This window comes from Streptomyces sp. NPDC093094 (assembly GCF_044754345.1).
GTDB lineage: Bacteria > Actinomycetota > Actinomycetes > Streptomycetales > Streptomycetaceae > Streptomyces.
In genome coordinates this window covers 66,603-81,504 of the sequence record NZ_JBIVOX010000003.1, presented here as the reverse complement: position 1 = coordinate 81,504, position 14,902 = coordinate 66,603, and the positions used below count along the sequence as shown (strand labels likewise).

10 protein-coding genes are annotated in these 14,902 nt (G+C 74.6%); 6 read left to right on the top strand and 4 right to left on the bottom strand.

Annotation, left to right across the window (positions count from 1 at the left end; translation table 11 throughout):
• Window positions 1-90: 90 nt before the first annotated feature.
• From ACIQGV_RS06380 to ACIQGV_RS06370, 3 genes are all read left to right on the top strand, one after another.
• Entirely contained in the window at window positions 91-1,497 is a 1,407-nt protein-coding gene (locus tag ACIQGV_RS06380; RefSeq protein WP_402491277.1) for an SWIM zinc finger family protein, read from the top strand.
• Between the two features lie 8 nt (window positions 1,498-1,505).
• Window positions 1,506-4,220 carry a DUF6493 family protein gene (locus tag ACIQGV_RS06375; RefSeq protein ID WP_402491274.1) on the top strand — a complete coding sequence of 905 codons (2,715 nt, stop codon included), beginning with the start codon at window positions 1,506-1,508 and terminating at the stop codon, window positions 4,218-4,220.
• Window positions 4,221-4,329: 109 nt separating this feature from the next.
• On the top strand, window positions 4,330-5,763 hold the full coding sequence (locus ACIQGV_RS06370; RefSeq protein WP_402491272.1) for a GNAT family N-acetyltransferase: 1,434 nt from the start codon (window positions 4,330-4,332) through the stop codon (window positions 5,761-5,763).
• A gap of 280 nt (window positions 5,764-6,043) precedes the next feature.
• Here ACIQGV_RS06370 and ACIQGV_RS06365 read toward each other — a convergent pair whose 3' ends face one another.
• A complete protein-coding gene (locus ACIQGV_RS06365; RefSeq protein ID WP_402492393.1) occupies window positions 6,044-7,264 on the bottom strand; it encodes a trans-sulfuration enzyme family protein in 1,221 nt (406 codons plus the stop codon).
• Window positions 7,265-7,337: 73 nt separating this feature from the next.
• Between ACIQGV_RS06365 and ACIQGV_RS06360 the strand changes: the two genes are divergently transcribed.
• Together ACIQGV_RS06360 and ACIQGV_RS06355 are read left to right on the top strand one after the other, a co-directional pair.
• Window positions 7,338-7,829 carry an Lrp/AsnC family transcriptional regulator gene (locus tag ACIQGV_RS06360; protein ID WP_402491269.1) on the top strand — a complete coding sequence of 164 codons (492 nt, stop codon included), beginning with the start codon at window positions 7,338-7,340 and terminating at the stop codon, window positions 7,827-7,829.
• 32 nt (window positions 7,830-7,861) lie between these two features.
• Window positions 7,862-9,553, top strand: a complete 1,692-nt coding sequence (locus ACIQGV_RS06355; protein ID WP_402491266.1) for a DUF885 domain-containing protein — start codon at window positions 7,862-7,864, stop codon at window positions 9,551-9,553.
• Window positions 9,554-9,676: 123 nt separating this feature from the next.
• On the opposite strand, the gene ACIQGV_RS06350 is transcribed toward ACIQGV_RS06355, so the two are convergent.
• The gene (locus tag ACIQGV_RS06350) at window positions 9,677-10,156 is read right to left on the bottom strand and encodes a rhodanese-like domain-containing protein (RefSeq protein WP_402491264.1); all 480 of its coding nucleotides are present in this window, start codon (window positions 10,154-10,156) and stop codon (window positions 9,677-9,679) included.
• 140 nt (window positions 10,157-10,296) lie between these two features.
• On the opposite strand from ACIQGV_RS06350, the gene ACIQGV_RS06345 reads away from it, so the two are divergent.
• Window positions 10,297-10,743 carry an Lrp/AsnC family transcriptional regulator gene (locus ACIQGV_RS06345; RefSeq protein ID WP_402491261.1) on the top strand — a complete coding sequence of 149 codons (447 nt, stop codon included), beginning with the start codon at window positions 10,297-10,299 and terminating at the stop codon, window positions 10,741-10,743.
• On the opposite strand, the gene ACIQGV_RS06340 is transcribed toward ACIQGV_RS06345, so the two are convergent.
• Both ACIQGV_RS06340 and ACIQGV_RS06335 read right to left on the bottom strand, forming a co-directional pair.
• The gene (locus ACIQGV_RS06340) at window positions 10,737-13,712 is read right to left on the bottom strand and encodes an AAA family ATPase (protein WP_402491258.1); all 2,976 of its coding nucleotides are present in this window, start codon (window positions 13,710-13,712) and stop codon (window positions 10,737-10,739) included. The two genes, ACIQGV_RS06345 and ACIQGV_RS06340, sit on opposite strands and share 7 nt — an antisense overlap.
• The gene (locus tag ACIQGV_RS06335) at window positions 13,709-14,872 is read right to left on the bottom strand and encodes an exonuclease SbcCD subunit D (protein ID WP_402491255.1); all 1,164 of its coding nucleotides are present in this window, start codon (window positions 14,870-14,872) and stop codon (window positions 13,709-13,711) included. The genes ACIQGV_RS06340 and ACIQGV_RS06335 overlap by 4 nt, the downstream gene beginning before the upstream one ends.
• Window positions 14,873-14,902 lie beyond the last annotated feature (30 nt).

The window sequence follows — 14,902 nt, the reverse complement described above, 5'->3', positions numbered from 1 at the left end:
GCCCGTTCCACGAGCGCCGCCAACTCCCCCGAGGATTCCTCGTTTTCGCAGGTCAGAACGATTGTCAGTGGCCGCGTCTACGGTTTTCCCATGACGCGATCCTTGCAGGCCGTGACTTATCGGCGACCCTCCGTGCTGGAGGCCGTGGAGGGTGGACGGCGGTTGGGCCTAGAGACGTCCAGGGGTGCCACCCCGGCGGGCGCCGAGGACCATCCGCGTTTCTTCTCCGGCTTCCTGACCTCCCCTCGGACGGCCTCCGCCGCGCTGCTCGCGGTGGCCGACGTCGCGGCCGCGCGCTACTACCAGCCGCAGCGCCCCGCGTCGCTCGACCCGGTCGTCACGGGCAACGGCGACCGGCTGCGCTTCGAGTCCTTCTCCGGCTGCGGCGGGGTCTACGCACGCCTCGACGTGCTGTCCCCGGGCCTGGACGGCGGCGAGGTGGGACACGGCACGACGAACGTGGACGTCAACAACCCCCTGCGCGAGGCGCTGTCCCGGCTGGGGACCGACGACCCGCTGCATCTGCGCGTGGGCCCCGAGGAACTGGCCGTGACCACGCTGGACGGCCCGGTCGTGGAGAAGAAGGTGCCGCTCCCCGACCGCTGGCTGCGCGGCTTCGCCGAGGCCCAGGTGGCAGCGGCGGAATTCGAGCAGCGCGCCGAGCTGCCGGCCGCCGAGGCGGTGCGGTTCCTGCGGTCGCTGCCGCGGGCGGCCGGGCGCGGCGGTTCGTCCGGAACCCGCTGGGTGGTGCCGACGGGCAGGTCGCTGCGGCCGACGACCCGGCCGGTGCCGGGTGCGGTGTGCCTGCCGGGCCCGGAGCGGCTGGCGGCGCTGCAGCGCGTCCTGCGGTACGCCACGGCGCTGCGGGTGTACGGCCCGGTGGGGGGCCCGGTGGGCGGTGCCACGGCCGGCGCCTGGGAGATGGTGCTGCCCGGCATGAGACTGACGCTGACGCTGTCGCCCGACGCCTCACGCGGATTCTCCGGCGAGGGCGGTGTCCTGGAGGCCCTCGCCACCGACGAGGCCGCGGGCGACGCGGAGCTGATCTCCGTCCTGCTGGCCTGGGAGCCGCGCGTGGACGTCGCCGACCTGGCCGCCGCCTCGGGGCTCACCGCGGAGCGGGTGCGGGCGGCCCTCGTCCGGCTCGGCACATCGGGGCGCGTGGGGTACGACGCGGCGGAGGCGGCCTATTTCCACCGGGAACTGCCGTACGACGCCGAGCGGGTGGAGCGCCACAACCCTCGGCTGCGTTCGGCGCACTCCTTGCTGGCGGCCGACGCGGTGACCCTCGACGGCACGCTGGCGACGGTCACGGCCGAGGACGGCCATGTGCACCGGGTGCGGGACACCGCGGGCGTGCTCAGCTGCAGCTGTGTGTGGTGGGCGAGGTACAGGGGCGGGCGCGGGCCGTGCAAGCACGCGCTGGCGGTACGGATGGCGCGGCGCGGTGGAGCGCCGCGGACGGCGGGGACCGGATTCGACGGGGGTGTGCGATGAGTTCGCTGATGGATGCCGTGACGCGGGTGAAGACGGCGCGGGCCGGAGGGACGGACCGGCCGACGGGTCTGCCGGAGGCCGTCCGGGCGGGGCGTACGGCGGAGGTCGTGAGCCTGCTCGACGGGATGACGGACGCCGAGCGGCGGGTGTGCTTCCCGGAGCTGAAGGCTCTGCGCAGGGAACTGCGGGGAGCGCGGTGGACCGACGAGAGCCGCCGTGCCCTGCCCGCGCTGCACGCGGCGGGGGCGGCGTGCCAGACGGGCGCCGCGGGCGTGGCGAGCTGGCTGGCGGCCGCCGATCTGCGCTGGTCGCGGGTGTCGCCGGGGGTGCTGCTGCATCTTCTCGGCGACCGTGACCCGCAGTGGCTCGCGGACGTGGTGCACCGGCTGGCCCGGCGTCCGGCCTCGGCGCAGGTGCCCTACGAGCTGATGGCGGGGCTGGTCCGGCTGGCCGGCTGCACGGTGCCGGTGACGGATGCCTATGTGCGCGGCTGGGTCGGCCATGTCGACGGCGGGTGGCGTCGTGGCGGCACCAAGCTCGACCGGTTGCGCCGCGATCCGCACCTGGTGCCGCTCGTGGCCGCGCTGTTCGAGACGGACGATCTCGGCAGCCGTCTGGAGTGGCCCGACGACGACGGACCGGACAGCTGGACCGGTGCCCTGGCCCGGCTCGCCGACGAGGGGGTGCTGGACCGCACGACGATGGTCGACGCCTGTGTGGCCCGGCTGCTGCGGGGCGGCTCCACCGGCGATCAGCGGGTGTTCCTGCGCCTGCTCGACGCGCTGGTCCTGGCCCGCGCCGAGGAGCTGGCCCGGGTCGCCGACTGGCTGGCGCTGGCCTCGGACGCGGTGCCGCCGGTCGCCTCGCACGCGCAGGGTGTTCTGGCGTCGCTCGCCCTGGACGGGGAGCTGACGGCGCGTCGGCTGGCGGAGATGTCGGCGGCGGTGCTGTTCCGGCCGGAGAAGAAGCTGGTGCGCGCGCAGCTGGTGCTGCTGGGCAAGGTGCTGCTGCGGTGTCCGGCCTCCGTGCCGGAGCTTCTCCCGGCCGCGGCACAGGCGTTCGGGCACCAGGACTCCGAGGTGCAGGAGCGTGCGCTCAAGCTGGTGGAGCGCCATCTGAAGAAGGCGGACTCCCCCGCGCTGCGAGGCGAACTGGCTCTCGCCGCGCAGGAGCTGGCTCCGGCATTGCGCGAGCGGGCGTCCCGCGCGCTGGGCCTCGCCCTCTCCTCCGACGTGCCGGTGGTGCAGGAGGAGGTGCTCCCGCCCGCGCCGGAGCCGGTGCGTCTGGCGCCGCCTCCGGAGTCCGCCGCCGAGCTCGCCGAGGAGATCGGCGCGGTCATGGCGTCGGAAGCCGATGTGACGGCGTTCGAGCGGGCACTGGACGGCCTGGTGCGCCATGCCCATCAGGACCGGGAGGGGGTGCTGGAGGCGCTGGCGCCGGTGACCGACCGCCGCTGGTGGTCCCATGTCGACCCCGCGTACGGCCATCGGGCCGCCGACCACTTCACCCCGTCCCGGCGCGGCCTGTTCAACGCCACGGACGTGTTCGACCTGCTGCTCGCGACGCTGCACGGGGTGCCGGACACGGCGGCCCTGCACACGGCCGTGACCAGGGGCGCCGGGGCGGCGGCCTGTGCGCACGGCCCGCTCTGCCAGGCGTTCGACGCCCGTCTGTGGGAGGTGGCACACCGGCTGCGCACCGATCCGCTGCCGTTCCTGCTGTCCACGCCGACATGGAGCACGGGCCTGCTGGAGCCGGATGTGCTGGTGGACCGCCTCGGCGCCTACCACCGTCTGGGTGCCCGGATCTCCGAGTCCGACTTCGCGCAGGCGCTGCTTCGGGTGCGGCGCGCGGACAGGCAGGCGGCCGCGCGGGCCGCCGAGCGGGCGACGGCCCTCGGCACGGCGGCGGGGCTGCGTCTCGCGGAGTGGCTCTCCGCAGGGCCCGCGGAGTCACCCACGCACCGGCGCGGCGGCGAAGGAGACCTCCTCCTGGTCGGACTCGACGGGCTCCCGGGCCTGCTGGACGGGTTCCCGTCGGCCTATCAGGGGCTCGGAGTTCCGTTCGACGGCTCCGCCCGGCACACCTACTGCCATCACTGGAGCGACGGCATACGCCCGCACTGGCCGGCCGTGCTGCCCGAGCAGCGCGAGATCGTGGCGGCACGCCTCCTGTGGGACATCGCCGCCCTCGCCGTCGAGGACAGCCGCGGACTCGGCACGGTGCTGCCGCTGCTGGCCGAGTCCGGCGGCGAGGCGGGTGCCGCGATGCATCTGGCGGTGGCCTACGGGCTCGGCGCCCGGCACGCGGAGGACCGGCTCGCCGCGGTGGACGCGCTGCTGACGCTGGCCGCGCGCGGGCAGCTGGTGACGGAGCGACTGGGCACCGGCCTCGGTGAACTGGCGCGCAGCGGGGCCGTGAAGCCGCTGCGGCTCGCCGAGTCCGCGCGGACGGCGGCGGCCACCGGGGCGCACACCACCCTGTGGGGCGTACTGCGCCATGTCCTGCCCCCGCTCCTCGCCGGCCCGGCCGCCGACAGCTCGGCCAGACCGGTGCGCGGGCTGGCGGAGCTGCTCGCGGTCGCCGCCGAGTGCGCCGAGCGGAACGGCGCGCGCGAAGAGGTCCCGCATCTGGCGGAGGCGGCCGCACGCCGGGGATCGTCACGCCTGGTCACGGAGGCCCGTCGGCTCCACCGGGCCCTGGCGGAGGAGGCTGCGGCATGAGGTGGAAGACGCAACAGTCAAAAGAGCAATAAAAGGTGCAGAAGCATGCTTTACCCATCGGTCACAAAGCGTTCGTGATCACGCAACACCGTTCGTCCACAGTGGCTGCATGAAGCGAAACCTGACTGATGTGACGCGCGCGCGGCACGGCCGCCCCGTCCACCACTGGCGGCGGGACGTGGTGGAGCTCGCCGCCCTGTTCACGGCCGTCGCGGTCGCCGACGCGGTGGCCAACCTCATCGGACACGGCCCCGACGGGCCCCAGCTGCTGGTGATCTCGGCGCTGGTGCTGCTGGCCACGGCGGCGTTCCACATCTGGTGGGCACGACGCCACGGTCATGCGCCGCCGACGAGTGATACCGGTGCCCGGCCGCGCTCCACGGAGCGGCAGGCCGGGCCGTCGGGACCGTCCGCCGGCGACGCCGAGGAGAGCACTCTGTGGCGGATGCGGACGACGGTGCGGGACGAACCCGGTTCGCTGGCCGCGCTGTGCACGGCGCTGGCCGGGTACCGGGTCGACATCCTCACCCTGCAGACGCATCCGCTGGGCGAGGACACGGTGGACGAGTTCCTGCTGCGGTCGCCGGGCGGGATCACCGCGGCGGAGATCACCCGCGCGGTGTCCGAGGCGGGCGGTGCGCAGACCTGGATCGAGCGGGCCGACACCCACGATCTGGTCGACGCGCCGACCCGGGTGCTCGGCCTGGCGACCCGCACCGCACTGGACGCGGCCGAACTTCCGCTGGCGCTGAGGCAGTTGCTGGGCCGCTGCACCATCCGGTCGCTGCCCGCCGTGTCGCCGGGCTCCGGGAGCGCGGCCGGCGACCGGACGGACGGCGGTCCGGTGGAGGGCTCGCTGGAGGACACGGTGATGCGGCTGCGGGTGCCGGAGGGCGGAGTGGTCACGGTGGAGCGGCCGTATCTGCCGTTCACCCCCACCGAGTTCGCCCGGGCCCGGGCGCTGGTGGAGCTGGACGCCCGGCTCGGCCCGCGGGTGCCGCGCGGCCAGGACGTGCTGACGCTGCCGGAGGGCAACCCCATCACGGTGCGGCGGGCGGACACGGGGGACGTCGCCTCCGCGAAGGCGATGCACGAGCGGTGCTCGTCGCGGACCCTGGGCATGCGCTACCACGGGCCGGTCAAGGACGCCGACCGCTATCTGAACCACCTGCTCAGCCCACGCTTCGGCCGGACGCTGGCGGCGTACACGCCGTCGGGGCGGATGGTCGGTCTCGGGCATCTGCTGTGGGACGGGGACGAGACGGAGGTCGCGCTGCTCGTCGAGGACGAGTGGCAGGGCCGGGGTGTCGGCGGTGAACTGCTCGGCCGGCTGGTGGCGATGGCGGAGGAGGCGGGCTGCGACAGCGTGTACGCGGTGACGCGGGCGGCGAACACCGCGATGGTCGCCGCGATGCGGGGCCTCGGGCTCCCGCTGGACTACCAGATCGAGGAGGGCACCCTGGTGATCACGGCCCGGCTGGAGGCCAGGCCGGCCGCGTCGCGGCTGCCCGGCCCGCCGCAGGAGCGGAGCATGCGGGACTGAGCCGGACCGAGTGGGTCACGCCCCCCGCGTGACCCGCGCCGACAGCTGACAGAGCTGACAGAGCTGACAGCCGGCGTACGACGTCGAGGGCGGCCTGCGCATGACTCGTGCGGGCGGCCCGGCAGGCACGACCGTACGCACGGCCCGGCGCCACCCCGTGGGCAGCCGGGCGCCTGACCCGGATGCGGACAGCCCGGTGCCGGACCCATGCGGGGGTCCGGCACGCGCGCCCCGTGCGGGCGGCCCGTTCCGTCAGGGCCGGGCCGCCCGCACTCCCCCGTCAGACCCCGGCCACCGCCCCGTCGCGGGCGGTGGCCGTCGCGGCCGCCGGTACCCCCGTACCCAGCGCCCGGTCCAGGTCGGACCAGAGGTCCTCGATGTCCTCCAGGCCCACCGACATCCGCAGCAGCCGGTCGGAGACACCGGCGCCGCGGCGGTCGTCGGCGTCGACGATGCGGTGGCTGATGGAGGCGGGGTGCTGGATGAGGGTGTCGACGCTGCCGAGGCTCACCGCGGGGGTGACCAGACGGACACCGGCGATCACCTCGTGCGGATCGCCGTGCACCTCGAAGGCGACCATCGCGCCGCCGATGCGCGGGTAGTGCACACGGGCCACGCGCGGGTCGGCGGCGAGCCGGCGCACCAGTTCGGCGGCGTTCTCGGAGGCGGCACGCACCCGCACCGGCAGGGTCGACAGACCGCGCAGCAGCAGATAGCCGGCCAGCGGGTGCAGGACCCCGCCGGTGGCGAACCGCACCTGCCGCAGCCGCCCGGCGAACTCCTCGTCGCAGGCCACGACACCGGCCATGACGTCGCCGTGACCGCCGAGGTACTTGGTCGCGCTGTGCAGGACCAGACGGGCGCCCTGTTCCGTGGGCCGCTGGAGCACCGGCGTGGCGAAGGTGTTGTCGGCGAGCAGCGGCACCGAGCCGCAGGCGTGGGCCACGGCCCGCAGGTCGACCTCGGCGAGGGTCGGGTTGGCGGGCGTCTCGACCATGACCAGGCCGGTGTCGGGCCGCAGCGCGTCCGCGATCCCGGCGGGGTCGGTCCAGGTCACCTCGGAGCCGAGGAGCCCGGCGGTCAGGAGATGGTCGCTGCAGCCGTACAGGGGACGTACGGCGACGACGTGGCGCAGTCCCATGGACGCCCGGACCAGCAGGACCGCGCTGAGGGCGGCCATGCCGCTGGCGAAGGCGACGGCGGACTCGGTGCCCTCCAGACGGGCGAGCGCCGTCTCGAACCGGGCGACGGTCGGGTTGCCCAGGCGGGCGTAGACGGGCGGCCCGTCGAGTTCGGCGCCCGTCTCGGCGAAGGCGTCGATACGGGCGGCCTCACCGCGGCTGTCGTAGGAGGGGTAGGTGGTGGACAGGTCGATCGGCGGGGCGTGCAGTCCCTGGCGCGCGAGGTCGTCGCGGCCGGCATGCACGGCCTCGGTGGCCAGGGCCCGGGTGGCGGGGCGGTGGCCGGCCAGACCCTGGGGCGTGGCCGTGGCGGTGTCCATGTCGGTGTCCATGGACGGACAGGGTGAACACCGGCCGAGGCACATCATTCGAACACCGTGCTACGTTCGGCAAGTGGCCGAATCTGTCGTACTGGATCCGGTCGATCTTCAGCTGCTGACCTTGCTGCAGAACGACGCACGGACGACCTACCGCGACCTTGCCGCCCAGGTGGGGGTCGCCCCTTCGACATGCCTGGACCGGGTGACCCGGCTCCGGCGGGCCGGAGTGATCCTCGGCCATCAGCTGCGGCTGGATCCGGCCAAACTGGGCCGTGGTCTTCAGGCACTGCTGTCGGTGCAGGTCAGACCGCACCGGCGGGAACTGGTGGGGCCGTTCGTGGAGCGGATCCGGGCGCTGCCGGAGTCGCTGACCGTCTTCCACCTGACCGGACCGGACGACTACCTCGTCCATGTGGCCGTGGCGGACATGGCGGATCTGCAGCGGCTCGTGCTGGACGAGTTCACGTCCCAGCGCGAGGTGGCCCGGGTGGAGACCCGGTTGATATTCCAGAAGTGGGACTGCGGGCCGCTGCTGCCGCCTTCGCCCTCGGCGCAAACGGGGTGACGTGGAGCGGGCCCCCGTACGAGGATGTGTGCATGTCAGAGACCAAGAGCCCGCTGCCCCGTGAGGTCGCCGACGCCTATGTCGACGACCTCGTCGCCCTCGATCCGGTCACCGGTACCTACCTCGGAGTGCAGGAGAGTTCGAGCCGTCTGCCCGACCTCTCGCCGGCAGGCCAGGAAGCGCTCGCCGCTCTGCAGCGGACGACGCTCGCGCGGCTCGACGAAGCCGAGCGGCAGCCCGGCGCGGACAGCGACATCGAGCGCCGGTGCGCGCGGCTGCTGCGGGAGCGGCTGACCGCCGAGCTCGCCGTGCACGACGCCGACGAGGGACTGCGGGCGGTCGGCAACATGGCCACGCCCGCCCACAACGTGCGTGAGGTCTTCACCGTCACGCCCACCGAGACCGAGGAGGACTGGGCGGCGATCGCCGAGCGGCTGCGCGCGGTGCCGGCCTCGCTGGCGGGCTACCGGGAGTCGCTGGCCCTCGGCCTGGAGCGCAAGCTGTACGCGGCGCCGCGGCCGACGGCCACGTTCGTGGAGCAGCTCGGCGAGTGGGCGGACACCGACGGCAGCGGCCGGGGCTGGTTCGAGGACTTCGCGTCGGCGGGTCCCGAGGCGCTGCGCGGCGAGCTGGACGAGGCCGCCCGCGGGGCGACGGCCGCCGTGGTGGAGCTGCGGGAGTGGATGCGGGAGGTGTACGTCCCGGCGATCGAGGGCGCCCCGAACACGGTGGGCCGCGAGCGCTACGCGCGTTGGTCCCGCTACTTCAACGGCACGGACCTCGATCTGGACGAGGCGTACGCGTACGGCTGGGCCGAGTACCACCGGCTGCTGGGCGAGATGAAGAAGGAGGCCGAGAGGATCCTGCCGGGCGCCGCGACGCCGTGGGTGACGCTCGCGCATCTCGACGAGCACGGGCGGCACATCGAGGGTGTCGACGAGGTCCGTGAGTGGCTGCAGGGCGTGATGGACCGGGCGATCGAGGCGCTCGACGGCACGCACTTCGAACTGGCGGAGCCGGTGCGGAAGGTGGAGTCGTGCATCGCGCCGCCCGGCAGCGCGGCCGCGCCGTACTACACACAGCCGTCGGAGGACTTCTCGCGGCCGGGCCGCACCTGGCTGCCGACGATGGGGCTGACCCGGTTCCCGGTCTACGACCTGGTCTCGACCTGGTACCACGAGGGGGTGCCGGGCCACCATCTCCAGCTCGCGCAGTGGACGTACGTCGCCGGGAACCTCTCCCGTTACCAGGCCACCGTCGGCGGGGTCAGTGCCAACGCCGAGGGCTGGGCTCTGTACGCGGAACGGCTGATGGACGAGCTGGGCTTCCTCACCGACCCGGAGGAGCGGCTCGGCTATCTGGACGCGCAGATGATGCGCGCGGCCCGGGTCATCGTCGACATCGGCATGCATCTGGAGCTGGAGATCCCGGCGGACTCCCCGTTCCGTCCGGGTGAGCGCTGGACACCGGAGCTGGCGCAGGAGTTCTTCGGCGCGCACAGCAGCCGTCCGGCGGACTTCGTCGAGAGCGAGCTGACCCGCTATCTGACGATCCCCGGGCAGGCGATCGGCTACAAGCTGGGCGAGCGGGCCTGGCTGCTGGGCCGCGAGAACGCCCGCGCCCGCCACGGTGACGCCTTCGACCTCAAGGCATGGCACATGGCCGCCCTCTCGCAGGGTTCCCTGGGCCTGGACGACCTGGTGGACGAGCTCTCCGCCCTCTGACGGACCCGCGGGGCGGCGGGCCGCCCGGCCCGCCGCCCCGCACCTCCGAGACCGCTGCCGCCCCGCGCCCCGGCACGCCGCCGCCTCACCCCCTCAGGCACCTCACCGCCCGGCGGCAGCGGGTCAGCAGCCGCAGTCCTCCGCGTCGACCGGAGCCGTCAGCGGGTCGGCGTCACGGCGGTCGCGGCCCTCCCAGGTCTCGTACTCGAAGCCCTCACGGACCCAGTACTCGAAGCCGCCGAGCATCTCCTTGACCTGGTAGCCGAGTTCGGCGAGAGCGAGGGCGGCGCGGGTGGCGCCGTTGCAGCCGGGACCCCAGCAGTACGTGACGACGGGCACGGACCGGTCCAGGAGCCGCTCGGCCTGCTCGGCGATCTGCGCGGTCGGCAGATGGACGGCGCCGGGGACGTGGCCCTGCTCCCAGCTCTCGGTGGAACGGGAGTCCAGCACGACGAAGCCGGGGTCGCCGCCGGCGGAGAGCACCGCGGCCACGTCGGAGACGTCGGCGTGGAAGACGAGGCTCGCGCGGAAGTACGCGGCGGCCTCGGCCGGGGCGGCGGGGGCGACACGCAGGACGGGGTTCACGGCGGCAGCGGTGGTCATCGCGGGCCTTTCTGCAGTGCTGTGTCGGGGACAGCGGCTTTCCGATGACCAGAAATCTACGGTCGTAGATCATCTTCCTGAAGGGGCGTTCCACGGTCCGGACCTTGAAGGCCCGGGGATTCCCCTGGTATCCATCAGCCATGACCGCGTTTTCCCCGGACGCCACCGACTGGCGCATCCTCGATGTCCTCCAGCGTGACGGCCGGGCCAGCTTCGCCGAGCTGGCCCGGGCGGTGTCGATGTCGGCGAGCGCGGTCACCGAGCGGGTGCGCCGGCTGGAGGAGGCGGGCGTGATCCAGGGCTACGCGGCCGTGGTGGACCCGGACCGGCTGGGCATGCCGATCCTGGCGTTCGTCCGGCTGCGCTACCCCAACGGCAACTACAAGCCCTTCCACGACCTGGTCGCCGTGACGCCGGAGATCCTGGAGGCGCACCATGTGACGGGCGACGACTGCTTCGTCATCAAGGTCACCGCCCGCTCCATGCGGCACCTGGAGGAGGTGTCCGGCAGGATCGGCGCCCTGGGGTCGGTCACGACCAGCGTCGTCTACTCCTCACCGCTGCCCCGGCGTCCGCTCGGTCAGTGACCGTGCCGGCGCAGCGTGGAGCCCGATCTGCCCTTGACGACCTCCAGCTGGGCGTGGACCCGGCGCCGCAGGTCGGCGACATGGCTGACGATGCCCACGCTGCGGTCGCGTTCGCGCAGTGAGTCCAGGACGTCCAGGACCTCGTCGAGCGTCTGGTCGTCGAGGCTGCCGAAGCCCTCGTCGATGAAGAGGGTGTCCAGGCGCACACCGCCCGCCTCGTCGGTGACGACGTCCGCGAGGCCGAGGGCGAGGGCGAGCGAGGCGAAGAAGGTCTCGCCGCCCGACAGGGTCGCGGTGTCCCGCTCGCGCCCGGTCCAGGCGTCGACGACATGGAGGCCGAGGCCGCTGCGGCCGCGTCCGGAGCGGTCGTCGGAGTGCACGAGGGTGTAGCGGCCCGCGGACATCCGCCGCAGCCGGACGGTCGCCGCGGCGGCCACCTGCTCCAGACGGGCGGCCAGCACGTACGACTCCAGGCGCATCCTGCGCTCGTTGTCCGCCGAGGTGCCCGCGGTGAGGGCGGCGAGGCGGGCGACGCGGTCGTGTTCCTCGCGCAGCGGGGCCAGCCGGCGCACCCCGGCGGCCGCGCGCGCGGACAGCCGGTCCAGTTCGGCGCAGGTCCGCGCGGCGGCGTCGCGACCGGACGCGGACTCGCGCAGCAGCCGGACGGTGTCGGCCGCGGCCTGCTCGGCACGCGTGAGGTCGGCGGGCGGCTGCTGGGCGGCGGCCGCGGTGTCGTCCTCCTCGAGGACAGCCCGCACGGCGGCCTCCTCGTGCCGCCATGTCTCCAGGCGGCGTTGCAGTTCGCGCTGGGCGGCGTCGTCGAGGAGGGCGTCCGCGGCGGCGCGCGGGGTGTCGAAGCCGGCCCGGAAGGCGGCGTCGGCGAGCCGGGCGTCGGCTTCCTTGAGCCGCTGGGCGGCTTCCTCGGCGGCACGGGCGGCGTCGGCGGCGGCATCGAGCAGCGCGGCCTGCCGTTCCAGCTGGACGGCCCGCGCGGCCACGCTGTCCAGGGTGCCCCGTGCGTCGGCCAGTTCCTCCTCCAGCGCGGCCCGCTCGCGGTCCAGCGCGTCGCGGCGGGCCGCGCGGGAGGCCGTGCCGAGCGCGGCCTGCTGGCGGGCCTCGGTGCGCCGCAGATGCTCCTCCTCGGCATGGCGCAGGTCCTCCTGCGCCGGGTGCAGGGCGGATGCCTCGCTGCGTGCCCGGGTGTGGCGCCGCTCCAGTTCCTCGCTCTCCTCGGCGAGCCGGGCGGTGGGACTGTCGCCCGCCTCGGCGGTGGCGGCGGCCAGTGCCTCCCTGAGGCCGCCGAGCCGGCGCTCGTCCTGGGCCCGGGTCTCCTCGGCGCGCTGGTGGGCGGCCTGCGCGCGCTCCTCCGCCTCGCGGTCCACGTGTCCGGCGACCTTGCGGGCGGGGGCGGGGTGCTCGGTGGCGCCGCAGACGGCGCAGGGCTCGCCGTCACCGAGGTGCGCGGCGAGTTCGGCCGCGATGCCGGTGAGCCGCTGTTCCTTGAGGTCGAGCCAGTGGGCACGGGCCTCGACCGCGCGTTCCCCGGAGGCGAGGGCCTGCCGGCGGGCGGTCTCCGTCTCCTCGCCGAGCCGGTCGCGCCGCACGGCGGCGTCCAGCCGCAGCCGGGCGGGTTCCCGCTGGACGGCGAGCTGTTCGGCGCGGGCGGCGGCGTCCTGCGCGGCGTCGACACGGGACCGGAGGGCGGCGCGGGTGGTGTCCCATGCGGCGAGCCAGCTGTCCGCCTCGGCGAGGGCGTCCTCGTCGGCGCGCTCCTGCCGGTCGAGTCCCGCGCGTTCGGCGAGGAGGCCGGAGAGGCGCTGCTCGGCTCGCCGGGCGGACTCCAGGCCGCCCAGTTCCCCGGCGGCCCGGCGCGCGGCGGCCGCGAGCCCGGCGGCGCCTGCGTCGGCGTAGGTGCCCGGCAGCAGGGCACGCGCGTGCGTCTCGGCGGCGCACGCCTGCCGGTGCTCGGTCCCGGCGGCGTCGCGCAGGTCGAGGGCGGGAGCCACGGCCTCCGCCTTGCGGGCCCGTTCCATGCGTTCCTGTGCGGCCCGGTGGGCGGCGGACCGTTCCTGGAGCAGCCGTGCCCGCTCGCGCGCCTCGGCGAACCGCCGCTGGAGCCGGGCCGTCTCGCGTACGTCGGCCAGGGCGCGCTCGGCGGCGGCCTGGGCGGACTCGGCGGCGGTCAGGCCGAGTCGCGCGACGGTGAGCCGCTCGCGCGCGGTGCTGCGGGCGACGGCGGCCGCGCCGAGCACGGCGTCTGCGAGGCCGGGTTCCCCCGGCGACAGCTCCGGCAGCTCCATGGCGCCGCCGGCGGCCTGCTGCATGCGGTGGGCGTCCGCGAGCAGGGCGGCGTCGCCCTCGTGGACACCGGCCTGGGTGGCGCGGCGGCGCTCGGCGAGACGCTTCTCCACGTCGGCGAAACGCTGGGTGTCGAAGAGCCGGCCGAGCAGCCTGCCGCGGGCCTCGGCGTCGGCGCGCAGGAAGCGCGCGAAGTCGCCCTGGGGCAGCAGCACGACCTGGCAGAACTGCTCCCGGCTCATGCCGAGCAGCTGGGTGATCTCCTCGCCGATCTCCTGGTGGGAGCGGCTGAGGTCCTTCCAGGAGCCGGTGCCGTACTCGCGCAGCCAGGTCTGGGCCTTGTCCAGCGTGGTGCCGGTGCCGCGCTTCTTCGGGCGCTCCCACGCGGGCTGCCGGGTGATCTCCAGACGGCGCCCGGCGACGGTCAGTTCGAGCGTCACCGACGTACGCGTGGCGGGGGCGGCGTGGTCGCTGCGCAGGGTCGTGCCGGGGCGGACACCGGGCACCGAGCCGTACAGGGCGTAGCAGACGGCGTCGAGGACGGAGGTCTTTCCGGCGCCGGTCGGTCCGTGCAGCAGGAACAGGCCGGCGGCGGACAGTTCGTCGAAGTCGACGGTGTGGGAGGCGCCGAAGGGGCCGAAGGCGGTGAGGTCGAGGCGGTGCAGTCTCATCGGGCCGTCTCCCGTGCGGCCGTGTCCACGCGCACGGCGTCGAAGGCGTCCCGCAGGACGGCCCGCTCCCGCTCGTCGGGCACGGTGCCGCGCACATGGGCCACGAAGTCCTCGGCGATCTGCTCGTCGTCGCGTCCGGCGAGCCGTCCGGCGTAGGACACGTCGGGGTCGTCGGGGGCGCGCTCGGGCTCGAAGGCCAGGCTCAGGGCGTGCGGGAACCGCTCGGCGAGCCGGGCCATGGGGTCGGCGGGGCGGGCGGCGTCGGTGAGGGTGGCCTCGACCCAGGACTCCCGGTGGACGTCCAGGGCGGGGTCGGCGAGCAGTTCCTCCAGGGTGCCGCGCAGGCGTGCGAGGGGGCGCGGCACCGGGCAGTCGACGCGTTCGGCGGTGACACCGCCCCCGGCGTCGAGGTCGACGAGCCACATGCTCTTGCGGTGACCGGCCTCGGAGAAGGAGTACGGCAGCGGGGAGCCGGAGTAGCGCACCCGGTCGGTGATGGTCTGACAGCCGTGCAGATGCCCCAGGGCCACGTAGTCGACGCCGTCGAAGACTCCGGCGGGGACCGCGGCGACGCCGCCCACCGCGATGTCGCGCTCGCTGTCGCTGGCCTCTCCGCCGGTGACGAAGGCGTGTGCGAGGACCACGGAGCGGGTGCCGGGCGCGCGGGTGGCGAGGTCGGCGCGGACCCGGTCCACGGCTGCGGCGAGCACCGCCTCGTGGCCCGCCCGCTCCACTCCGAACTCGTCCTTGACCAGGGCCGGTTCGAGATAGGGCAGACCGTAGAAGGCGACGTCCCCGAAGGTGTCCCGCAGCATCACGGGGGTCCCGCACGCCGAGGGGTCGGTGCGCAGATGGATCCCGGCCCGTCCGATCAGTCCGGCGCCCACGCCGAGGCGCCGGGCGGAGTCGTGGTTCCCGGAGATCATCACCGTGGGCACGCCGAGTGCGGCCAGCCGGTGCAGGGCGTCGTCGAAGAGCTCCACCGCGGCCAGCGGCGGGACCGCGCGGTCGTACACGTCTCCCGCCACGACCACCGCGTCGACCTCGCGCTCGCGCGCGGTGGTGACGAGGTGGCCGATGAACTCGGTCTGGGCGCCGAGCATGTTCACCCGGTGGAACGCCCGGCCGAGGTGCCAGTCGGAAGTGTGCAGAAGACGCATGATCCCCGAGACTAACGGCCGGGCCCGACA